The sequence below is a fragment of the Arthrobacter sp. OV608 genome (assembly GCA_900110595.1).
Taxonomy (GTDB): domain Bacteria; phylum Actinomycetota; class Actinomycetes; order Actinomycetales; family Micrococcaceae; genus Arthrobacter.
Genome location: FOEZ01000001.1, coordinates 20,000 through 40,161, shown reverse-complemented (window position 1 = coordinate 40,161; position 20,162 = coordinate 20,000). Strand labels below are relative to the sequence as shown.

Genomic DNA, 20,162 nt, shown 5'->3' with positions numbered 1-20,162 from the left:
CAAGTGATGGAGCGTGGGGAAAAAGGGCGCGTTAGTGAGAGAGCGTTTGGCTGGGTTAGAGGAGGCGGCGCTCGGCGGCCCACTTGGTGAGTTCGTGGCGGCTGGAGAGCTGGAGTTTGCGGAGCACTGCGGAAACATGGGTTTCCACCGTCTTGATACTGATGAAGAGCTCCTTGGCCACTTCCTTGTAGCTGTAGCCGCGGGCTATCAACCGCATCACTTCGAGTTCGCGGGCTGAGAGCCTGTCCAGTTCGTCATCAGCGATGTCTGCCGGGGCGGTGCCGAAGGCGTCAAGCACGAAGCCTGCCAGGCGCGGGGAGAAAACGGCGTCTCCCCCGGCCACCCGGTATACGGCATCGGTGATTTCCTTCCCGGAGATGGTCTTGGTGACATAACCCCGGGCGCCGGCCCGGATCACGGCCACAACATCTTCCGCGGCGTCTGAAACGCTGAGCGCAAGAAATCTGGTACTGGACAGCAGTGAGGCCGAGCCAGCGATGACTTCCCGTCCTCCACCGCCGAGGCCGCCGGGCAGGTGGACGTCCAGCAGCACCACTTCCGGCCGTTCCCGGGCGATCACGGCAATGGCCTGCTCTACCGTTGCTGCTTCCCCCACCACGTGGATACTCGGATCAAGGTCCGCCTTCAGTCCGGAGCGGAAGATCGCATGGTCGTCGACGATCACCACCCGTACTGGTGTGGCCGGCCGGACGGGGCCCGTAGCGGCTCCCTGCGTGGTGTTCATGCTTTGCCTTCCGTACTCTGTGATGGCTTCTCGGCCTGCGCAGCGGCCGGGTAACCGAGCCGCACTTCCGTGCCGTCTGTAGTGCTGGTGATGGTGGCGGTGCCGCCATGGCGGTTCATCCGGCCGATGATGGATTCCCGGACACCCAGACGGTCCTCCGGCACGTGCTGCAGTTCGAAGCCCGGGCCACGGTCCTTGATGAAGATCTCAGCCCGGCCCCCGGATACCTCCAGGTACACAGAAACGGTCCCGCCGCCGTGCCGGGAGGCGTTCAGCATTGCCTCACGGCTGGCCTGGATCAGGGCCTCGTGGCCCTCAGTGACTGCAGTGTCCCCCACGCTCACCACCTCCACGGCATTGCCCAGCAGGTCCTCCACCTCGGCAGCAACAGCCTTGATCCGGTCCGAGAGCTGCCCGGCATCCTTCTCCGGATCGGCGAACAGCCAGCCCCGCAGCTCCCGTTCCTGGGCACGTGCCAGCCGGACGACGTCGTGCTCGTTGGACGCCCGCCGCTGGATCAGGGCCAGGGTCTGCAGCACGGAGTCATGAAGGTGGGCTGCGATCTCCGCCCGCTCGGTTTCCCGGATCCGGCCTGCACGTTCCGCCTCAAGGTCGCGCCAGAATTTCAGGGCCCACGGGAGCAGGACCAGCACCACGCCGCCAAGGACAGCCACGGAGGCCAGCAGAGCCAGCCAGGTCTGTTCCCAGGAACCGGAGCCTGACACCATCACCAGGACGCCGGCCACCACCAGTGCCAGGCCGGCAGCGAGCCGTGCCCACCCGCCGGCCTGGTCCGCCTTGGTTTTGTCCACGAGACCTGCACGGCGGGTTTCGTCCAGCTGTATCCACGCGATGGAGGCGCCGCCCAGGACCGCTGCCGCCGGAATCAGGGTGCCCAGCGGAACGTCGACGCCGAGGATCTGGGCGATCAGGATGCCCGCCACCAGCAGCAGCCCGGCGCCGAGCAGGATTTCCTTGCCGTACCGCATTTCACGGAACTGGAACCAGGGGGGCCGTGCTGCCGCCGCAGTGGTTCCGGCGAAGTCACCGGGCGCGGCATACGCGGGGTCTTCCGGACCGGGCGGGTAAGTGCCGGCACCTGGCATAACTGAAGTTGGCATGCCAGGTCCGGCGGCCGGGACACGGCCAGGGGCCCAACCCCGAACATCGCTGCGAACAGCTGCCTGGACGGGGGCCTGGCTCACAGCAGGCGCAATGGGCGACGTCGGGCGGCGCGCCTGCCGCCGGGCGCTTTCGTCCGCCGTGGGCACCATGATCCACAGCCAGGCATAGAAGACGATGCCGGCACCGCCCGCCAGTGTTGCCAGGGCCATGCCCACCCGCACGTTGCGGACCGGCCAGCCCAGGTGCGCGGCAAGGCCGGAACAGACGCCCGCGATAAAGCGGTCGCTGCGCCGGACCAGCGGGGGCCGGATGGGGGCGGTTGTCATGGATCAATCCAAACACGGATCAGGGTTGCCCGGACCCCGTTCCGGCCTGAACCGGGGGCCACTCAGGGACCGTTCAGGGTGTCCCCCAGTAGAGCGGAAGCGCCGCGGACGGAAGGATCGAGGTATGAACTCGCAAACCCCCACCCCTGATGACGGCCACCCCACGGAGCCCCTCCCCGAACGGGACAACACACACCCAACAGAGCCACTGCCAGCGGCTTCCTCTTCCCCGCAGGACCAGGAGCCGGCACAGGAATCGGCCAGCGAATCCACACGGGAATCGGCCAGCGAATCCGGCCGCGGGCCCAGCAGCGGATCCAGCCAGGAAACCTCAAGCGGCCCCTACGCCGGCCCCTCGGCCGGATCGTATTCCGCCCCGAACTCCGGGAGCTACGCATATGCCGGAATGCCGGGCCAGCAGGGAGACTTCTTCGGCTGGGTCCGCGGCCACGGCATCAGCCGCGGCCAGGACCGCTGGATCGGCGGCGTCTCCAGCGGCGTTGCCCATCGCATGGGCATTGACCCGCTGATCATCCGCGGCGTCTTCATCGTCCTGACCCTCTTCGCCGGAATCGGCGTTCTCCTCTACGGCCTGGCGTGGGCATTCCTGCCTGAGCCTGACGGCCGGATCCACGTCCAGGAAGCGGGTGCAGGGCGCTGGACCAGCGGCATGACCGGTTCCCTGATCGCCACCATCCTCGGCTTCAGCGGGCTCGGCGGCGGCTTCTGGGGCTGGAGCAACCACGGCTTCGGCGCCTTCCTCTGGACCATCTTCTGGGTAGGCGGCGCCATCTACCTGATCTACTACCTGGTCCGGCGGAACAAGGCAGCAGCCGGCGTCCCGGCCGGCGCAGCAGCGGCAGGCGCCACTGCGTACGCGGCGGGTTTCCCCACCGCAACAACTCCTCCCTACTCCGACGTCGCAGGCACCGGTCCCTTCACCGGCAGCCCCTACGGCGGCAGTTCCTCCGGCACTTCCACCGGCACCCCGTCCGGCAGCGGCTATAACGGCAGCGCGTATGGAAGCGGTGCTTACGGTGGCAGCGGTTCCGGCGGCAGCGGCTGGGACAACACGAGGCCGCCCCAGGGCCCGCCGCCTGCACCCAAGGTGCGTCCCGCTGGTCCCGGTGCTCCCGCCGTCGCGATCGTTGCCGGCAGCGCCCTGCTGGTAGGTGCCGGACTCAAGGCGCTGGATGTCACCCACATCATCAACCTGGGCGATTCCGCCAATGCCATCGCGTGGGCCAGCGCGGCAGCAGTCCTCGGCCTCGGGATCCTCATGATGGGCCTGCGCGGCAGGACGTCCGGTATCCTCTCGTTCTTCGCGGTGGCAGCGCTCATCGTCGGCGGCATCTTCAACGTGGTGGGCAACAACGGCGACCGGATGCGGTTCCAGCAGCTGAACTGGAGCCCGGCGAGCATCGAAGATGCCCGCAACGGCCTTGACGTGGCGGGCAGCCGCGGCACTGTTGACCTTACCCAGCTGGACGGCAACGCCCCGCTGTCGTCCGACGTCGTGGTTCCGCTCGACATCGCGGCAAGCAACGTGACGATCGTCATCCCCGACAAAATGCCCGTGGACATCAAGGCGGACATGGCCATGGGGAACATCCATGAAAGCGGCGGCAACCGTGGCGGTGTCACCACCAGGGAAAGCAGCTACAACAGCGACCAGCCTGGCAGCCACCTGATCATCGAGATCGACGGCGCCTTCAGCAACATCACCATCGAGGAAGGCAACTGAGATGAGCACCAACAATCCGGCCCCGGACCCGTATGTTCCGGATCCCTATGTCCCGGGAAGCACGACGGCGGCAGGCGCCTCTGGTGCCCCCGCAGCAGGGGCGAGAGTGGGCACCGTGGTGTGGGGCCTGATCGTCCTGGCCCTCGCCGCCCTGATCATCATCGCCCAGCTCGGCATCGTTACCCTGAACTGGACCTACGTCCTGATCGGCCTGATGATAGGCGCCGGCGCGGCCCTGGTGGTGGGCGGCCTCCTCTCCGCCCGGAAACGTGACAACAGCTCCTCAACACGGAAGTCTTGAACCATGGACAAGTTTTTCAGCATCGTCAGGGGCCTTGGCCTGAAACGCGGACCCGAACGCTGGCTCGGAGGGGTACTGGGAGGAGTCGCGGCCAAGCTCAACGTGGACGTGGCCTTCGTCCGGATCGCCTTCCTGGTCTTCTGCCTGCTCCCCGGACCCGCCGTCATCTTCTACCTCCTGGCCTGGGTGGTCCTGCCGGACCAGCGCAACGTCATCCCGCTCCAGACCTTCCTTGAGCGGCGGTCCATCAACCGTCCATAGCGACACAGCAAAGGCTCCCGCTCCTCTCTTGGAGCGGGAGCCTTTTGCTGTGCCCGGGGACTTCGCGGGGCTGGGCGATGTAACCGGTTTGTGTCGTACCCCACACCCCCCACTAGACTCTATGTGAGCTCAGCGTGGCGCTCTGCCTGTACACCTTCTCCCCAGGATTTGAGCCAGAGACATGAAAATTGGAATTCTTACCAGCGGGGGCGACTGCCCCGGACTGAACGCCGTGATCCGCGGAGCCGTCCTCAAAGGCATCGCCATCCACGGTCACGAATTCGTGGGTTTCCTTGACGGCTGGCGCGGCGTGGTGGAGGGCGACATCATCGATATCCCCCGCACCATGGTCCGCGGCATCGCCAAGCAGGGCGGCACCATTTTGGGCACTTCCCGCACCAATCCCTTTGAAAACGGCGGCGGGCCCGAGGTCATCAAAGAGCACATGGACCGCCTCGGCATAGACGCAATCATTGCTATCGGCGGTGAGGGAACCCTGGCCGCAGCCAAGCGCCTGACTGACGCAGGACTGAAGATCGTGGGCGTACCCAAGACAGTGGACAACGACCTCGACGCCACCGACTACACCTTCGGCTTCGACACTGCTGTACAGATCGCCACCGAAGCCATCGACCGGCTGCGGACCACGGGCGAATCCCACCACCGCTGCATGATTGCCGAAGTGATGGGCCGGCATGTGGGCTGGATTGCCCTTCACGCCGGCATGGCAGCCGGCGCCCACGCCATCCTCATCCCGGAGCAGAAGGTCAGCATCGAGCAGATCACGGAGTGGGTGAATGAAGCCCACGCCCGTGGCCGCGCACCACTGGTAGTGGTGGCCGAAGGCTTCGTGCCCGAGCACATGGAAACCCCGCACTCCGAGCGCGGGCTGGATACCTTCGGCCGGCCCCGGCTGGGTGGCATCGCGGACCAGCTCGCGCCTGAGCTCGAAGCCCGTACCGGCATCGAAACCCGCGCCACCATCCTGGGCCACATCCAGCGCGGCGGCGTGCCGTCAGCCTTTGACCGTGTCCTCGCCACCCGGCTGGGCATGGCCGCCATCGACTCCGTGGTGGAAGGCTACTGGGGCACCATGGTGGCGCTGAAAGGCACGGACATCGAGCACGTTGGCTTCCAGGAGGCCCTGGGCCAGCTCAAGACCGTTCCGCAGAAGCGCTACGACGAAGCCGCTGTCCTCTTCGGCTGAGGTGTCCCGTTCAGCTGAGGTGTCCTGCCCAGCGGCGCCGCGTGACCGCCCTAGGGTGGGGTTATGACACTTGACCCCGGTTCCGCCGCCATCATCCAGCTTGCGTGGGCACGGCGCCTGGGACTGGACGATGACGCCTTCAGTTCTGCCCTGGCCTCCGGCGAGCGGATTGTCCGCGCCGACGAATCAGCCCGGACCGTCCAGTTCGTTCGGCTCTTTGGCAGTTCGGCGCTGGTTGGTCCGCAGTGGATCATTGACGCCGCCGCAGGCATCCCGGATGAGGAGATGGCCCAGCACGTCACGTTGCTGACGCTCACCCGCTCCCATGGCGGCCACGGATTGGGAGCGGCGGCGCTGTTTTTCGCGGATGACTTGCCGCTCAAGCAGCCCTCGGAAGAAATGACCGTCTCGCACGGCAATCCGGAAGCCATTGAGCTGGAGGGCCGCTGCCCGCCGGACGATGTGAACGAGGTGGGCCTTTCGGACCTCGAGAACCGTTACACCATCGTCCATGAGGTGGAAGGCCGCCGCGTGCCCCTGGCGTGCGGCGCCTACTCCGAGTGGGTGGGCCTGCTGGCGCACCTCGGGGTCCTGGTGGACCCGGAGTGGCGGCGCCGCGGCCTGGGCTCGCTCGCCGCGTCCATTGCCGCCCATGAAGCCCTGGCGGCAGGGCTTACGCTGCAGTGGCGCACCGACGTCAGCAACACCGGATCCCTGGCGCTGGCCCGGAAGCTCGGCCTGTCAGCCGGCGGAATCCAGACCAGCGTCCACCTTGGCTGACGGGGTGGCGTTGCCCCAGCCCTGAACCGGCTGCGGCTTGGCAAAGAACAGTGCCACTGCCGCCCCGACCAGGATCACTGCGGCGGGCAGCAGGATGGACTGGCCCATCGCCGTCGCGAATCCGCTGTGGAGGGCCTCCGGCAGGCTTCCGGAAAAAGCCATGCCCTCGCCGGCAGCTCCGCCCGGTCCGCCCGAGGGAAGCTCGGCAGCCAGCCGGGACTGGATCAGCACGGCGATGGCAGCGCTGCCCAGGACCGCCCCGAACTGGCGGGTGGTGTTGTAGACCCCCGAACCGGCACCGGCCTGGCGCGGCGGCAGGTTGCGGGTGGCGGTGGTGCTCAGCGGCGCCCAAATGCCCGCGTTGGCAAGTCCCAGGACGGCGCTGGGCAGCAGGAACATCCAAATGGGTGTGTCCGGCTGCATCAGGACCGAGTTCCAGACCAGCGACACAGCCATCAGGGTCAAACCGCCAGCGGCAAGATACTTCGGGTTGACCCGGTCCACGATCTTCCCCACCACGGGCGCCAGGCCACCGGAGATCAGCGCCATGGGCACCATCAGGAGGGCTGACTGGGTGGGCGTGAGGCCACGGACCAGTTGGTAATAGAAAATCAGCGGCAGGGTGAAGGCAGTCACCGTAAAGCCCACGAGGGTGATTCCAAGGTTGGCGAGGGAAAAGTTCCGGTCCCGGAACAGGGCCAGCGGCAACAGCGGTTCACCCTTATTGAAGCGCTGCCAGAGGACAAACAGGACCAGGACGGCGATACCCGCGATGATCAGGCCCCATACGCTGACAGGCCCTGTGATGGTGCCCCAGTTGTATGTCTCGCCTTCCTGGATGCCAAAAACCAGCAGGAAGAGTCCGACGGCGCTGAGCAGGACACCGGGGATATCGAACCGGTGCGGATGGGTGCTGAGGGCGGGGACGTTGCGCCAGGCGAGGATAAAGCCCACCACGCCAACCGGGACGTTGATAAAGAAGATCCATTCCCAGCCAAGGCCGTCCACCAGGACGCCGCCCAGGATGGGCCCCACAAGCGTTGCCATGCCGGCGGTTGCTCCCCAGATGGACATTGCCGCCCCGCGCCGGTCCGGCGGAAAGATCCGCGTAATGACGGCCATGGTCTGTGGAGTCATGATTGCCGCCCCAAGGCCCTGCAGGACCCGCGCCGCAATGAGGGTCTCGACATTGGCGGACAGTCCGCACCACAGCGAGGCCAGCGTAAACACCACAAGGCCCAGGAGATAGAGCTTCTTGGGACCGAACCGGTCACCGAGCCTGCCCGTGATCAGCAGCGGGACCGCGTAGGCCAGCAGGTAGGCGCTGGTCACCCAGATGACCGCGTTGATGTCGGCGTCCAGGCTTTCCATGATCCGCGGGTTGGCCACGGACACGATGGTGCTGTCGATCAGGATCATAAAGAACCCGATCACCAGGGACCACAGGGCCGGCCAGGGCTTTGCTACGTTTTCCACTCGGGCATCTTTCGTCAGGGTGTTGCGGCCGGGCGGGACCCGGTGATCCTAGCCCAGGAGATCCAGGATCTCCGTACGGGCGAACATTTGGGCGGCGGCCCGGGCCGACGGTGATCCCGCGTCCGGGTCTGCGCCGGCGTCCAGCAGGACACGGGCAACATCGGTGTAGCCCTTGAACGCGGCTCCGGCCAGCGGGGTCTGTCCCCGGTCGTTGGCTGCGTTGGCCTCGGCGCCGTGTTTCAGGATCAGCTGCACAGCCTCGGCGTGGCCGTGGTAGGCGGCCAGCATCAGCAGGGAGTCGCCGGCGGCATTGGTCAAGGTGGCGGGAGCACCGGCGCCGAGATACGCGCCCAGCAAAGCCGAGTCCCCTTCCCGGGCCGCCTGGAAGAGCGTATGCGCCAGGGCAAGCGTTTCATCATCCGGACCACCGCTGGCCCCGGGAGAGTTGGCCGGTGCAGTGTGGGACGGAGTGTTATTGGACGGTACGGCGGCGTTGTCAGTCATTAGCGTGGCCCCTTGAGGAATCCGGTCTGGCGCCCCACCACCTGGCCGGCGTCGGGGGCAACGATCAGTTCCTGGGCGGCAGTGTATGGCTCGTCCCCGTCCAGGACCGTCAGTATTTCATCCGCCGCTACGGAACGCTTTATGACTGCCAGGGCAACCGGGCCCATCTCGTAATGCTGCGCCACGGAGGTCACCGCCCCTACCTTCCGCTCCCCTACCAGCACCGGGCTGCCGGCCTCGGGCAGCGTGTGCTGTGAGCCGTCGAGCTGGAGGAACACGAGGCGCCGCGGCGGGTGTCCCAGGTTGTGCACGCGTGCGATGGTTTCCTGGCCCTTGTAGCAGCCCTTGGCCAGGTGGACTGCGGTCCGGAGGAGGTCCAGTTCGTGCGGGATGGTTTTGTCGTCCGTTTCGGCACCGATGCGGGGACGCCACGCCGCCACGCGTAGGGCTTCGGCGGCGAGGACCCCGGCCAGGGCGCGCCCGTCCACAGCATCTTCCAGCCCGGCGGCAGGAATCAGGTATTCAAACCACGGGCGTTCGAGCCCGGGGTGGTTTTCCTCTGCAACCGTTGCGTAGGAGTACCCGCCTGCGGATACATGCGGCCACGGGTCCAACCATGCAAGCCGGTCCGACCACTCGGGAACAGCCCTGGTGCTCCCCACAACGGCCCAGTCGGCCGAGACGTCGGCAATCTCCACCCGCAGCATGAACTTCATCCTGTTCAGGAACTCCGCCAGCGGGGCAGCTTCGGCGCCCTCCACGATCAGCCAGGTGGTCCCGCCGTCGTCAATCACCCGGGCGTCGAAGTCGATCCTGCCCTGCACGCTCAGGAGGAGCAGCTCGCTGGACTCTCCCGGCTGCAAGCCGGTGACCTGCTGGGAGGACAGCGTGTTGAGCCAGCTCAGGCGGTCCGGCCCGGTGACCGTCACCACGCCGCGGGAGGAAAGGTCGACGACGGCGCTTCCGGCTGCGAGGGCGCGCTGCTCGCGCAGCGGCTCGCCATAGTGGGCCGCGACGCCGGCGTCCGCACCGGCGGCCTCAACGGCTCCGGGGCGCGACAACAGAGGGCTGGGAGTAGTCATACTGGGGGCAACGTCCTTTAGTCAGGGAGTATTCCGGAGTTGGTGCGGCGGTGATCGAGCGTGTCAAGATCCAGGGGTTTCGACAAGCTCAACCACCGGACCGGTTGCGGCCGCACAACCACAGGCAGGAGTGGCTAGCGGTATTCCGGGTTTTCAAAATCGAAGCGGGTTCCGGCGGCCCATTCCTTGGGGAGGTTGCCGTAGTCCGGGTATCCGCCGGCGTCCTTGAGGATCCGGGCCAGGTGCAGGAGGTTCCAGGTCATAAACGTGGCGTTCCGGTTGGTAAAGTCGGTTTCGGGACCGCCAGAGCCCTCGTCAAGGTAGCTCGGGCCCGGACCAACAGGCCCGATCCAGCCGGCATCGGCCTGCGGCGGAATGCTGAAGCCAATGTGTTGCAGGCTGTACAGGACATTCATGGCGCAGTGTTTGATGCCGTCTTCGTTGCCCGTGATCAGGCAGCCGCCCGCCTTCGGGTAGAACGCCCACTGGCCCTTGCTGTTGAGTTCACCGGAGTGGGCGTAGAGGCGTTCGATGAGCTTCTTGGTCTGGGAGGAGTTGTCGCCGAGCCAAATGGGCCCGGCCACCACCACGATGTCCGCTTCCTGCACCGCCGGATACAGCTGCGGCCATTCGTCCGTCGGCCAGCCGTACTGGGTCATGTCCGGGTACACGCCGCTGGCGATGTCATGGTCCACGGTGCGGATCACCCGCGTGCTGACACCCTGCTTTTCCATGATCAGGCGGCTGATGGTGATCAGGCCGTCAGTGTTGGAGGTCTGCGGTGATCTCTTGAGGGTCCCGTTGAAGAAAACGGCTTTCAGGTCGCTGTAATCCCGCCCGTGCCGCGGCGCCTGCAGGTTTCCGGGATCCTCCATTGCCGCGCCCTTCCTTCGTTCCTGTGGTGGTCAGGATACTTTTTTGAGGAAGGCAGACGCATGGGCTTCAAGCCCTTTGCCTTCCTTGCCGCCCACCGCCACATCCCAGCGCCAGAGCAGGTTTCCATCCACCAGGCCGAAGATGCGCGTGGCAGCACTGTAGTCCTTGGAGTGGCTTCCGCGCATCACCATATCCGTGGTGAGCTGGATCTGCGGACCCTTGATCTGCCCGTAGTACAGCTCGGAGATGCCCCCGGGGTGCGAGATGGACACGGAAATGTCGAAGCCACCTTCGCTGTTGCGCAGGGCTTCCACTTCGTCTGCGCTTTTCAACGCCGGCACAATGTCTGCCGGAATAAGGCCGGGGCCGCCGTCGGCATCCAGCTGTTTGCGCTCAAGTGCCCAGAAGCCGGTCTCGACCGTCAGCGGCCGCAGCCGCGTGCCGTCGTCGTCCGTCAGCCAGCTCTCCGCGCGGTACTGCAGGTACGGCAGCCCGTTGTGCGTGAACGACACGTGCTGCAGGAAGTGCTCCGAGTCCTCGTCCCCGCTGCCCAGCCGGCCGCGGCCCTCCCACTCACCAATGAGCCAGGAAAGCGGGACAAGTTCTGGAGTCAGGTCTGTGGGAATATCAATCGGCACAGCAATTACCTCGGAAAACGGCTAGCTCCGGAAAGGGTCTACTTCTGGCCTTTGAAGAGGCGGTAGACCACAAAGCCGGCAAACCATGCCATGGACAGGCTGGCGATGCCGAGCAGGACAAGGAAGAAAATTTCAAAAGCAAGTACGGACATGATGCCATCCTAACCGTTAGTAGATGAGTAGTTTGTCTATGAAGTAGGCAAGGGAACCTACTGCAGAAACAGGCGCCAGCCCCATGCTAAGGGCAGCAGGAACATTTAGCGGCGCCCCCCGCACGGTAACAAGGCGGCGGAAGCTCACGAGCACCGCACCCACTACCACACCAAAAATCGCGGCCGGGAGCACGGCGATGTCGGACAGAACCAGCCCCGCAAGCGGCCCGGCAAGTCCGGCCAGGACGATACCGAGGGGAGCCACGATGCTGTCCGGCCAGCGGATCAGCCCTGCCAGCAGGGCAACCGCCGCGCTGATGGCCGCCACGAGCAGCATCTCGCGTACGCCGTTGAACCTGGCGCCCGCGATCCATCCGGCGCCCAGGCAGGACAGCAGCACTCCCACGGAACAGCCGAGGGTCGACTCCAGCCGCTGCGCCTGGCCGGTCCCGCGGATGAGCTGCACTACAAACACCGCCATGATTCCGAGCGCAATAAAGGGCGGGGTCCAGTCCAGGAACCCGGGAGCGGGCGCGTAGGCGGCGGCCACAGCGGATCCGGCGCCGGCCAGGCCAATCACGGCGGCAAGGGTCTTTTTGGCGGGAATCCGGAGGAAGTGGGGCCAGCCGATGCCGACGCCGGCTGCGATGGCCACCGCAACGGCCACAAGGGCCTCCCGGGACGCATAGACTCCACCGACGATGGCCGCCAGTCCGGCAAGGCCCGCCACGCCAATGGTCCATGAACCCAGGGAGCGCGCGGGTGCCTGAAGTTCCGCCGTCATTCGGATCCCGGCCGGGGCTTAGTCTGTGCACTCACTGCGCTGCATCCCATCCTGCGTTGACGTTGGAAGGCGGCGCCCGCCCTCAGTGCCAGGGCATCCAGCCCTGCCCCAATCCTGCCTTATATGAACGGGATATGTCGCAAAACGTACCGTGGTCCGAAGCCAATCCATGCCGCTGGGGGACCCGCCGGGTATACTCAAGGCTCAGCTAAGTTCCCTGCCGGGGTAGCCGGATCATTGCGGATGGCAGTGGCCCAAAACCGGGGCGGGGAGCCAGTACCGGCCGGTGAGAATCCGGTTCAGTCGCCCAACGATGCGCGGACGGCCCTTGGAGGAACAATGTCGCACATCCTGTTATTGACGAACAGCACCGGTTCTTCGGTGGACATCCTGCCTGCCTTGGAATTGCTGAACCACAGGGTGCACATCCTCCCCGCCGAGCCCACAGCACTGCTGGAGACCGATCCCTGCGACATCGTACTGCTCGATGCCCGCAAGGACCTTGTGGGCGCCCGGTCCCTCACCCAGCTCCTGAAGGCCACCGGCCTCAGTGCACCGCTGGTGCTGATCCTGACTGAAGGCGGCATGGCCGCCGTTTCCTCTGCCTGGGCCGTTGATGACATCGTGCTTGAGTCAGCCGGCCCCGCCGAGGTAGAGGCCCGTATCAGGCTCTCCGTCGCCCGGGCCGTCCCGGACCAGGAGGACGCACCGTCCGAGATCCGGGCTGCAGGCGTCATCATCGACGAAGCGAGTTACACCGCACGGGTGAACGGCGCGCCGCTGAACCTGACATTCAAGGAGTTCGAGCTCCTGAAGTACCTGGCACAGCACCCGGGCCGGGTGTTCACGCGCCAGCAGCTCCTCACCGAGGTGTGGGGCTATGACTACTACGGCGGCACCCGCACGGTGGACGTGCATGTCCGGCGCCTGCGGGCCAAGCTGGGCGCCGACCACGAAAACCTCATCAGCACTGTCCGCAACGTCGGCTACCGGCTCACCCTGGTGCGGCAGCAGGAAGACGAGCTGACCGAAGCCTGAACCGGCGTCACCGCAGTCCGCCTGCAGCCTTCGACGTATAGCCTTGCTTCATGACTCCAGCACACCCTGAGAAGTGGCCCGTCCATGCAGTCCAAGGCGGGGTTGACCAACAGTTGCTCAGAGACTGCCGCAACCTCCTGGCAGCGGCGGAAGAGTCGGACGGCAACCCGTCCATCTCCGAACAGACCCTGATCAGCATGCGCGCCGGGGATTCTACCGAACACAACGTGCTGACCCTGGCCCTGTACGCACCGGATGAAGACTCGGATCCCTCCTCCGGCCAGGACCTGGCCGGGTTCGCCGCTGTGGTGGAAGAGCCCGATGGTACCGGGGTGGTGGAGATCGCGGTGCATCCCAGTTACCGCAACCAGGGCGTTGCGGACCGCCTGGTAGGCGTGCTGCGGGACCGGCGGGGGTTCGCCGGGTTGAAGGCCTGGTCCCACGGCAACCACGAAGCGGCCGCTGATCTTGCCGCCCGCTACGGCTACGTGCCCGTGCGTGAACTGTGGAAAATGCGGATGACGACGACGGCGGCGGACCTTCCCGACGTCGTCCTCCCGGACGGGGTGCGCATCCGCGCGTTTGTGCCAGGGCAGGATGAGGAGGCCTGGCTGGCGGCCAACCGCGCAGCCTTCGCGCACCACCCGGAGCAGGGCAGCCTTACCCGGGCGGACCTTGATGCCCGTATGGCCGAATCCTGGTTCGACCCGGCGGGCTTCCTCCTGGCAGTTGGCCGGGACGGCCGGCTGTTGGGTTACCACTGGACCAAGGTCCATCCCCGGCACGGCGCCCACCCCGCAGTGGGCGAGATCTACGTGGTGGGCGTGACCCCGGAAGCCCAGGGAACAGGTTTGGGCAAGGCCCTCACCGTGGCAGGCATCAACCACCTGCAGTCCTTGGGGCTGCACGCCGTCATGCTGTACGTCGACGCCGATAACGCGCCGGCGGTTGCCCTGTACCGGCGGCTGGGCTTTTCCCGGTGGGACATGGACGTGATGTACGGCCCGGCGGCCGGTTAGTCCAATCGCCTGACCCAGGGGGTCTTGGGACGCCAAATCAAGGGCCTTCCCGCCTTGAATGCTTGTAAGGTTGAAACAGAACCGCGCCGGCCGGAAACGGCAGCATCAAGCGCCAGGTAAAGGAGATGCCATGAACCCGGAACCTTCCGGAGCAGCCACGTCCCAAGAGACTCCAGTCCCGGTGCGCGCGCGCTTCGGCTCTTCGGAGGTTCCTGCGGCGCGGGCCACGCAGGACCGGATAGACATCCCCGACTTTGCGCCCAACCTGGAGCCCGACGGGGATATCCGGCCGGACCGTTTCCTGGACCGTGAACTGAGCTGGCTCAGCTTCAACTCCCGCGTCCTGGAGCTGGCCGAGGACCCTACACTGCACTTGCTGGAACGCGTCAGCTTCCTCTCCATCTTCGCGTCCAACCTGGACGAGTTCTTTATGGTCCGGGTGGCGGGACTGAAACGGCGGATCGCCACGGGACTGGCCGTCCCCTCCCCCGCCGGCCTGAGCCCGGTGGAGGTGCTGGAAAAGATCGGTGAGGAAGCACACCGGCTCCAGCAGCGCCACGCCCAGGTCTTCGCAGAGCAGATCCGCCCGGCCCTGGCCTATGAGCACATCCACCTCATGCACTGGGATGAACTCGACGATGCCGCCAAGCAGCAGCTCAGCCAGATGTTCGCCGAAAAAGTGTTCCCCATCCTCACGCCCCTGGCCGTGGACCCGGCGCACCCGTTCCCCTACATTTCCGGGCTCTCACTGAACCTGGCCGTGGTGGTCCGGAACCCTGTCAGCGACAAAGAGCTCTTCGCCCGCGTGAAGGTCCCGGACCAGCTGCCGCGGTTGATCTCCATTGACGGCCCGCGGGCCGGGGCCGTAGCTGGCCGGGTGGCCCGCTTCATCGCGCTTGAAGAAGTCATCGCCGTCCACCTGGACAAACTGTTTGCCGGGATGGAGGTCCTGGAACACCACACCTTCCGGGTGACCCGGAACGAGGACGTGGAGGTCGAAGAGGACGATGCCGAGAACCTCCTGCAGGCACTGGAAAAGGAGCTCCTGCGCCGGCGTTTCGGCCCTCCTGTCCGCCTTGAGGTCACCAACGACATCAACCCCAACATCCGGGCGCTGCTGATCCGCGAACTGGGCGTTGAAGAGTCCGAGGTTTACTCGGTCCCCGCACCGCTGGACCTTCGCGGCCTGTCCGTCATTGCCGGCATCGACCGCGCGGACCTGCACTACCCTAAGCATGTCCCGCACACGTCCCGGTACCTCAACGAGTCCGAGACGTCCAAGGCGGCCAACGTTTTCGCGGCCATGCGCCGCCGCGACATCCTGCTTCACCACCCCTACGACTCGTTTTCCACCTCCGTGCAGGCGTTCCTGGAGCAGGCGGCAGCGGATCCCAAGGTGCAGGCCATCAAGCAGACCCTGTACCGGACCTCCGGCGATTCCCCCATCGTTGACGCCCTGATTGATGCGGCCGAGGCCGGCAAGCAGGTCCTCGCGCTGGTTGAGATCAAGGCCCGGTTTGACGAGCAGGCGAACATCTCCTGGGCCCGCAAGCTGGAGCAGGCAGGCGTGCACGTGGTGTACGGCATAGTAGGCCTGAAAACGCACTGCAAGCTCTCGCTGGTGGTGCGCCAGGAAGTGGATGGTCTGCGCCGCTACTGCCACATCGGCACCGGCAACTACCACCCGCGGACGGCCCGCTACTACGAGGACCTCGGTCTTCTCACGGCCAATGACCAGGTGGGCGAGGACCTGTCCAAACTGTTTAACCAGCTCTCCGGTTATGCGCCCAAGTCAACGTTCAAACGCCTTCTGGTCGCCCCGCGTTCGGTGCGCTCCGGGCTGATCGACAGGATCGAGACCGAGATCCGCAACGCCCGCGCCGGGCTGCCGGGCCGGGTCCAGATCAAGGTCAACTCCATGGTGGACGAGGCAATTATCGACTCGCTCTACCGGGCGTCGCAGGCCGGGGTGAAGGTGGATGTTGTGGTGCGCGGCATCTGCTCGCTGCGCCCGGGCGTGCCGGGGCTCAGCGACAACATCACCGTCCGCTCCATCCTGGGCAGGTTCCTGGAGCACTCCCGCGTGTTTGCCTTCGCGAACGGCGGGGATCCGGTGGTATATATCGGCTCAGCGGACATGATGCACCGCAACCTGGACCGCCGGGTAGAGGCGCTGGTCCAGCTGGCCAGCGCGGATGACATCCAGTATGTCCTGGACCTGATGAAGCGCTACATGGCGCCCGAAACCGCCAGCTGGCACCTGGACAACGAAGGAAGGTGGACGCGCCACCATCTGGGCGACGATGGCAGGCCCCTTGAGGACGTCCAGTCCTTCCTGCTGGCATCGCGGCCACGGCAACGCAGCCTGAGCCGACGGTAAGGGCGCGGTTTTGTCGAGCGACGCACTCGTAGCAGACCAGACAGACCACCCAGGCGAACCCGTAGCCGTCACGGCTGCCGGTGCGCTGCCCTGGCGGTTGAATAAAGACCAGCTTGAGGTCCTCCTCATCCACCGCCCGCGCTATGACGACTGGTCCTGGCCCAAGGGCAAGATAGACGACGGCGAGACCATCCCTGAGTGCGCCATCCGTGAGGTGTGGGAAGAGATTGGCCTGTCCGCGTCACTGGGCATACCGCTGCCCCCGATCCATTACCACGTGGCGTCCGGCCTGAAGGTGGTCTACTACTGGGCTGTCAGGGTCAACGGGGACAAGCTGGTGCCCGACGGCAAGGAGGTGGACAGCGTGATGTGGTGTGCCCCCGAAAAGGCCGCCCGGCTGCTGTCCAACCCCTCCGACGTCGCACCGCTCGAATACTTGCAGGACGCCCATGGGCGCGGCGAGCTGAACACCTGGCCGCTCCTGGTGCTCCGCCACGCCAAGGCGAAACCCCGCTCGTCCTGGTCCAAGGCCGAAGGTGAGCGCCCGCTGGCCGCCACTGGAACCCGCCAGGCGCAGGCAGTGGGCCGGCTGCTCCAGGCGTGGAAGCCGCCTCGGGTGGTCACGAGTCCGTGGCTCCGCTGTGTGGCAACCATCGCCCCCTACGCGAAGGTGGCCAGTCCCAAAGTGAAGCTCTCGGAAGCCCTGACCGAACACCGGCATCAGCGGAACCCGAAGAAAACCGCTGCCGTGGTCGAGGGCCTGTTTGATAAGCAGCGGCCAGTGGTTGTCTGCACCCACCGTCCGGCGCTGCCCACCGTGTTCGGGCAGCTGGCCCAACACATGCCGCAGCAACTGGCCTCGCTCCTGCCGGCCAACGAACCATACCTGTCCCCCGGGGAGCTGGTGGTGTGCCACGTGGCCCCGGGCGGGAAAAACCGGATTGTCGCCGTCGAGCAGTTCAGGCCCTTCGACGACTGAGCCCCGCCTCTGGCCCAGTAGACTTGTGGCGTGAGCATCCCAACGCCTTATGAAGACCTCCTGCGCGAAGTCCTGGCTTCCGGCACGCACAAATCGGACCGTACCGGGACCGGAACAACCAGCGTTTTCGGGCGCCAAATGCGTTTTGACCTCTCGAAAAGCTTCCCGCTGATCACCACCAAGCGGGTCCACTTCAAATCCGTGGCGGTGGAGCTTTTGTGGTTCCTGCGCGGCGAAACCAACATCAAGTGGATGCAGGACCAGGGGGTCACCATCTGGAATGAATGGGCAGACGCCGACGGCGATCTCGGCCCTGTCTATGGTGTGCAGTGGCGCAGCTGGCCCACACCCGATGGCGGCCACATTGACCAGATCGCCGAACTGGTGGAGAACCTGAAATCCAACCCGGACTCCCGGCGGCACATAGTGTCCGCATGGAACGTCTCCGAACTCCACGACATGGCGCTGCCGCCGTGCCACGCGTTCTTCCAGTTCTACGTGGCAGACGGCAAACTGTCCTGCCAGCTGTACCAGCGCTCCGCGGACATGTTCCTGGGCGTGCCGTTCAACATCGCCTCATACGCACTGCTCACCCGCATGGTGGCCCAGCAGGTGGGGCTGGAGCCCGGCGAATTCGTCTGGACCGGCGGCGACGTCCACATCTACGAGAACCACATGGACCAGGTCCTCAAGCAGCTGGAACGGGAGCCTTACGAGTACCCGCAGCTCAAGATCACGCGGAAGCCGGCGTCGATCTTCGATTACACCCTTGAGGACTTCGAAGTGGTGGGCTACCAGCACCACCCCACGATCAAGGCTCCGATCGCCGTATGAGCACGGAGAACTCCACCGATCCGCAGTCCTTTACGGAAGAGCTGGCCGCCTCGGTCACCGGTGTGGGCCTCGTGTGGGCGCAGACACCCGACGGGGTCATCGGCAAGGACGGCGACATGCCCTGGCACCTGCCCGAGGACCTGAAGCACTTCAACCAGCTCACCATGGGCCACCCGGTGGTGATGGGCCGCAAGACGTGGCTTTCCTTCCCGGACAAGTTCCGCCCCCTGCCCGGCCGCACCAACATCGTGATTACCCGGCAAAAAAGCTGGGCCGACACGCCTGAGGCGGAGGGCGCCGTCGTGGTTCCTTCACTTGATGACGCGTTGCTTGAGTCCCAGTTTGTGGACGGCGGCGAAACCGTCTGGATCCTGGGCGGCGGCGAGATTTTCCGCCAGTCCACGGAGCTGGCGAACGTCGCGGTGGTCACCACCATCGACGTCGAAGCCGACGGGGACACGTTCGCCCCCGAGCTTGGCACCGGGTGGGAGGCTTCCGCCTCGGTTCCCCCGGACGGCTGGCTGACGGCCGCCAACGGCACACGCTACCGGTTTACCAAATGGTCACGGACTGAGGGCTAGGAATGTTAAAGAAACCCGAAACTCTCTTTGTGCTGGGCTACATGCTGCTCCCCCTGTTGGCGCTGCTGTCCGCCATCGTAGGATTCACCATGATCCTGGGCGGCAACAAGATCGCCGGGGCCATCGTGCTGGTGGTGGTGACGCAGGTGTTCGCCTTCGGGGCCTTCTTCGCGCTGCGGGCGCGCAAGGCAGCCGTGCTGGAGGAGTCGAAGCGCGGCTAGCACGCGGTGCTGCGTATGGGGAGGACACCCCATCGCGGCTGCAGCATGTTGCTAATAGGCTGGGCTGGGTTCCGGCTTGAAAGACGCTGGTCGAATATCGGGGGGATTGCCTGGTGGCAGGAAATTTGTGGGGCGCGGACGTTGCCGGGTTGCGGACGCTGGCGCAGCAGTTCGGCAAGACGGCCGATCAGCTGCTGCAGCAGTCCACGCAGCTGACAAGCCACATCAACAGCACGACATCATGGAAGGGCCAGGACGCTCTTGCGTTCCGCTCCGAATGGAACGGCAGCCACCGGGCGATGCTCCAGCAGGCTGCCTTCGCGCTGCAGCAGGAGTCGAAGAAGCTACTCGTCAACGCTGATCAGCAGGAGAAGGCGAGTAACGCCGGCACGGGTTCCGGCGGTTCCCGTCCTGGTGTCGAGGCTGGAACTCCGTCCTCGCCCTTCGTTCCCGTGGGTCCAGAGTGGCTTTCCAACGGTGACTCACCCTTCCGGAACGGCTGGGACGCCTACAACGGAGTCCTTGGGCTGAAGGGTGTTCCTCTGGGTCTTCGTGACATTTCGCAATTTAATGCCCGGCATGGCCACGAAATCGAAGCCTTGTTCGGAGCGGGCCAGGACTTGGCAGCATGGAAACGCTTTTTCAATAAGGACCTATGGGAAGCTTCGGCGCGCGCCGATCCTTTGCGGGGCGCGTTCTCAGGTACTTCTGACCTTCTGAGCGGAAAATTCGGTGACTTCGCCGACATGGCCCGGGGTACGGGAGCAGCGGAGATCGGCCCTTGGGCGAAGTTCGGGCTCAACTCCGCGGGACATGTCCTCGGAGGGATAAGCGTTGGCTTGGATGGACTCGACACTGTCAACGCGATTCGCGCCGGAGAGACAGGTGACGCCCTTAAGTCCGGCCTGAAAACCGCTCTCGGCGTCGGCTCTTTCTTCCCCCCACCTGTTGGGGTGACGTGCATGGTTGTGGGCGGCGCATGGGCCGCCGTCGAGATGGTCCCAGGGGCCAAGGACGCGATCGACGACGCCTTCGATTGGGTGGGCGACACGACTGAAGATTTGGTAGGAGCAGTCGGCGACGGTGTCAAGGACTTCTTCGGCTTCTAG

21 protein-coding genes are annotated in these 20,162 nt (G+C 65.5%); 13 read left to right on the top strand and 8 right to left on the bottom strand.

What is annotated here, in order from left to right:
• Nucleotides 1-55 precede the first annotated feature (55 nt).
• Together BMX78_RS00215 and BMX78_RS00210 are read right to left on the bottom strand one after the other, a co-directional pair.
• Complete coding sequence (locus BMX78_RS00215) at nt 56-745, bottom strand: LuxR C-terminal-related transcriptional regulator (protein ID WP_170850645.1); 690 nt, start codon at nt 743-745, stop codon at nt 56-58.
• The gene (locus BMX78_RS00210) at nt 742-2,196 is read right to left on the bottom strand and encodes an ATP-binding protein (protein ID WP_091415028.1); all 1,455 of its coding nucleotides are present in this window, start codon (nt 2,194-2,196) and stop codon (nt 742-744) included. The genes BMX78_RS00215 and BMX78_RS00210 overlap by 4 nt, the downstream gene beginning before the upstream one ends.
• A gap of 124 nt (nt 2,197-2,320) precedes the next feature.
• Here BMX78_RS00210 and BMX78_RS00205 point away from each other — a divergent pair, with 124 nt between their 5' ends.
• The 5 genes from BMX78_RS00205 (at nt 2,321) to BMX78_RS00185 (ending at nt 6,489) form a co-directional block, all read left to right on the top strand.
• Complete coding sequence (locus BMX78_RS00205; RefSeq protein ID WP_091415025.1) at nt 2,321-3,940, top strand: PspC domain-containing protein; 1,620 nt, start codon at nt 2,321-2,323, stop codon at nt 3,938-3,940.
• Nucleotide 3,941: 1 nt separating this feature from the next.
• Complete coding sequence (locus BMX78_RS00200) at nt 3,942-4,241, top strand: hypothetical protein (RefSeq protein WP_170850644.1); 300 nt, start codon at nt 3,942-3,944, stop codon at nt 4,239-4,241.
• Nucleotides 4,242-4,244: 3 nt separating this feature from the next.
• On the top strand, nt 4,245-4,502 hold the full coding sequence (locus BMX78_RS00195) for a PspC domain-containing protein (protein WP_091415023.1): 258 nt from the start codon (nt 4,245-4,247) through the stop codon (nt 4,500-4,502).
• Nucleotides 4,503-4,683: 181 nt separating this feature from the next.
• Complete coding sequence (locus BMX78_RS00190; protein ID WP_091415021.1) at nt 4,684-5,709, top strand: ATP-dependent 6-phosphofructokinase; 1,026 nt, start codon at nt 4,684-4,686, stop codon at nt 5,707-5,709.
• A 63-nt stretch (nt 5,710-5,772) separates the two neighbouring features.
• Complete coding sequence (locus BMX78_RS00185; protein ID WP_091415019.1) at nt 5,773-6,489, top strand: GNAT family N-acetyltransferase; 717 nt, start codon at nt 5,773-5,775, stop codon at nt 6,487-6,489.
• Here BMX78_RS00185 and BMX78_RS00180 read toward each other — a convergent pair.
• The 6 genes from BMX78_RS00180 to BMX78_RS00155 all read right to left on the bottom strand — a co-directional run bounded on the left by BMX78_RS00180 (nt 6,451) and on the right by BMX78_RS00155 (nt 12,001).
• Nucleotides 6,451-7,965, bottom strand: a complete 1,515-nt coding sequence (locus tag BMX78_RS00180) for a DHA2 family efflux MFS transporter permease subunit (protein ID WP_091415016.1) — start codon at nt 7,963-7,965, stop codon at nt 6,451-6,453. The genes BMX78_RS00185 and BMX78_RS00180 overlap by 39 nt on opposite strands.
• Before the next feature lie 48 nt (nt 7,966-8,013).
• A complete protein-coding gene (locus tag BMX78_RS00175) occupies nt 8,014-8,469 on the bottom strand; it encodes an ankyrin repeat domain-containing protein (protein ID WP_170850643.1) in 456 nt (151 codons plus the stop codon).
• Entirely contained in the window at nt 8,469-9,551 is a 1,083-nt protein-coding gene (gene ygfZ / locus BMX78_RS00170) for a CAF17-like 4Fe-4S cluster assembly/insertion protein YgfZ (protein ID WP_170850642.1), read from the bottom strand. Before ygfZ ends, BMX78_RS00175 begins: the two co-directional genes overlap by 1 nt.
• Nucleotides 9,552-9,685: 134 nt before the next feature.
• Nucleotides 9,686-10,426, bottom strand: a complete 741-nt coding sequence (locus tag BMX78_RS00165) for a flavodoxin family protein (protein ID WP_091415009.1) — start codon at nt 10,424-10,426, stop codon at nt 9,686-9,688.
• Between the two features lie 30 nt (nt 10,427-10,456).
• Nucleotides 10,457-11,065: a nitrobindin family protein gene (locus BMX78_RS00160; RefSeq protein WP_050054283.1), complete on the bottom strand. Its 609-nt coding sequence runs from the start codon at nt 11,063-11,065 to the stop codon at nt 10,457-10,459.
• A gap of 168 nt (nt 11,066-11,233) precedes the next feature.
• Nucleotides 11,234-12,001: a permease gene (locus BMX78_RS00155; protein ID WP_091415006.1), complete on the bottom strand. Its 768-nt coding sequence runs from the start codon at nt 11,999-12,001 to the stop codon at nt 11,234-11,236.
• 339 nt (nt 12,002-12,340) lie between these two features.
• Here BMX78_RS00155 and BMX78_RS00150 point away from each other — a divergent pair, with 339 nt between their 5' ends.
• From BMX78_RS00150 to BMX78_RS00115, 8 genes are all read left to right on the top strand, one after another.
• Nucleotides 12,341-13,039: a winged helix-turn-helix transcriptional regulator gene (locus BMX78_RS00150; RefSeq protein WP_091415003.1), complete on the top strand. Its 699-nt coding sequence runs from the start codon at nt 12,341-12,343 to the stop codon at nt 13,037-13,039.
• Nucleotides 13,040-13,089: 50 nt separating this feature from the next.
• The gene (mshD, locus tag BMX78_RS00145; RefSeq protein WP_091415001.1) at nt 13,090-14,058 is read left to right on the top strand and encodes a mycothiol synthase; all 969 of its coding nucleotides are present in this window, start codon (nt 13,090-13,092) and stop codon (nt 14,056-14,058) included.
• 130 nt (nt 14,059-14,188) lie between these two features.
• The gene (locus BMX78_RS00140) at nt 14,189-16,438 is read left to right on the top strand and encodes an RNA degradosome polyphosphate kinase (protein WP_091414999.1); all 2,250 of its coding nucleotides are present in this window, start codon (nt 14,189-14,191) and stop codon (nt 16,436-16,438) included.
• A gap of 10 nt (nt 16,439-16,448) precedes the next feature.
• Nucleotides 16,449-17,417 (top strand): NUDIX hydrolase, encoded by a 969-nt coding sequence (locus tag BMX78_RS00135; protein ID WP_091414996.1) that lies wholly within the window; start codon nt 16,449-16,451, stop codon nt 17,415-17,417.
• A 30-nt stretch (nt 17,418-17,447) separates the two neighbouring features.
• Nucleotides 17,448-18,251, top strand: coding sequence for a thymidylate synthase (locus BMX78_RS00130; RefSeq protein WP_091414994.1), 804 nt, complete (start codon nt 17,448-17,450; stop codon nt 18,249-18,251).
• Nucleotides 18,248-18,832, top strand: a complete 585-nt coding sequence (locus tag BMX78_RS00125) for a dihydrofolate reductase (RefSeq protein WP_091414992.1) — start codon at nt 18,248-18,250, stop codon at nt 18,830-18,832. Before BMX78_RS00130 ends, BMX78_RS00125 begins: the two co-directional genes overlap by 4 nt.
• Nucleotides 18,833-18,834: 2 nt before the next feature.
• Nucleotides 18,835-19,053 carry an NF038396 family protein gene (locus BMX78_RS00120; protein WP_091414989.1) on the top strand — a complete coding sequence of 73 codons (219 nt, stop codon included), beginning with the start codon at nt 18,835-18,837 and terminating at the stop codon, nt 19,051-19,053.
• A gap of 125 nt (nt 19,054-19,178) precedes the next feature.
• A complete protein-coding gene (locus BMX78_RS00115; RefSeq protein ID WP_286138730.1) occupies nt 19,179-20,162 on the top strand; it encodes a WXG100 family type VII secretion target in 984 nt (327 codons plus the stop codon).

Bases quoted from the DNA above. Each gene is read 5' to 3' on its own strand.
- BMX78_RS00185 (WP_091415019.1), top strand. From the start codon at position 5,773: ATGACACTTGACCCCGGTTCCGCCGCCATCATCCAGCTTGCGTGGGCA.
- BMX78_RS00215 (WP_170850645.1), bottom strand. From the start codon at position 745: ATGAACACCACGCAGGGAGCCGCTACGGGCCCCGTCCGGCCGGCCACA.
- BMX78_RS00165 (WP_091415009.1), bottom strand. From the start codon at position 10,426: ATGGAGGATCCCGGAAACCTGCAGGCGCCGCGGCACGGGCGGGATTAC.
- BMX78_RS00150 (WP_091415003.1), top strand. From the start codon at position 12,341: ATGTCGCACATCCTGTTATTGACGAACAGCACCGGTTCTTCGGTGGAC.
- BMX78_RS00155 (WP_091415006.1), bottom strand. From the start codon at position 12,001: ATGACGGCGGAACTTCAGGCACCCGCGCGCTCCCTGGGTTCATGGACC.
- mshD (WP_091415001.1), top strand. From the start codon at position 13,090: ATGACTCCAGCACACCCTGAGAAGTGGCCCGTCCATGCAGTCCAAGGC.
- BMX78_RS00205 (WP_091415025.1), top strand. From the start codon at position 2,321: ATGAACTCGCAAACCCCCACCCCTGATGACGGCCACCCCACGGAGCCC.
- BMX78_RS00175 (WP_170850643.1), bottom strand. From the start codon at position 8,469: ATGACTGACAACGCCGCCGTACCGTCCAATAACACTCCGTCCCACACT.
- BMX78_RS00190 (WP_091415021.1), top strand. From the start codon at position 4,684: ATGAAAATTGGAATTCTTACCAGCGGGGGCGACTGCCCCGGACTGAAC.
- ygfZ (WP_170850642.1), bottom strand. From the start codon at position 9,551: ATGACTACTCCCAGCCCTCTGTTGTCGCGCCCCGGAGCCGTTGAGGCC.
- BMX78_RS00120 (WP_091414989.1), top strand. From the start codon at position 18,835: ATGTTAAAGAAACCCGAAACTCTCTTTGTGCTGGGCTACATGCTGCTC.
- BMX78_RS00140 (WP_091414999.1), top strand. From the start codon at position 14,189: ATGAACCCGGAACCTTCCGGAGCAGCCACGTCCCAAGAGACTCCAGTC.
- BMX78_RS00200 (WP_170850644.1), top strand. From the start codon at position 3,942: ATGAGCACCAACAATCCGGCCCCGGACCCGTATGTTCCGGATCCCTAT.
- BMX78_RS00210 (WP_091415028.1), bottom strand. From the start codon at position 2,196: ATGACAACCGCCCCCATCCGGCCCCCGCTGGTCCGGCGCAGCGACCGC.
- BMX78_RS00195 (WP_091415023.1), top strand. From the start codon at position 4,245: ATGGACAAGTTTTTCAGCATCGTCAGGGGCCTTGGCCTGAAACGCGGA.
- BMX78_RS00125 (WP_091414992.1), top strand. From the start codon at position 18,248: ATGAGCACGGAGAACTCCACCGATCCGCAGTCCTTTACGGAAGAGCTG.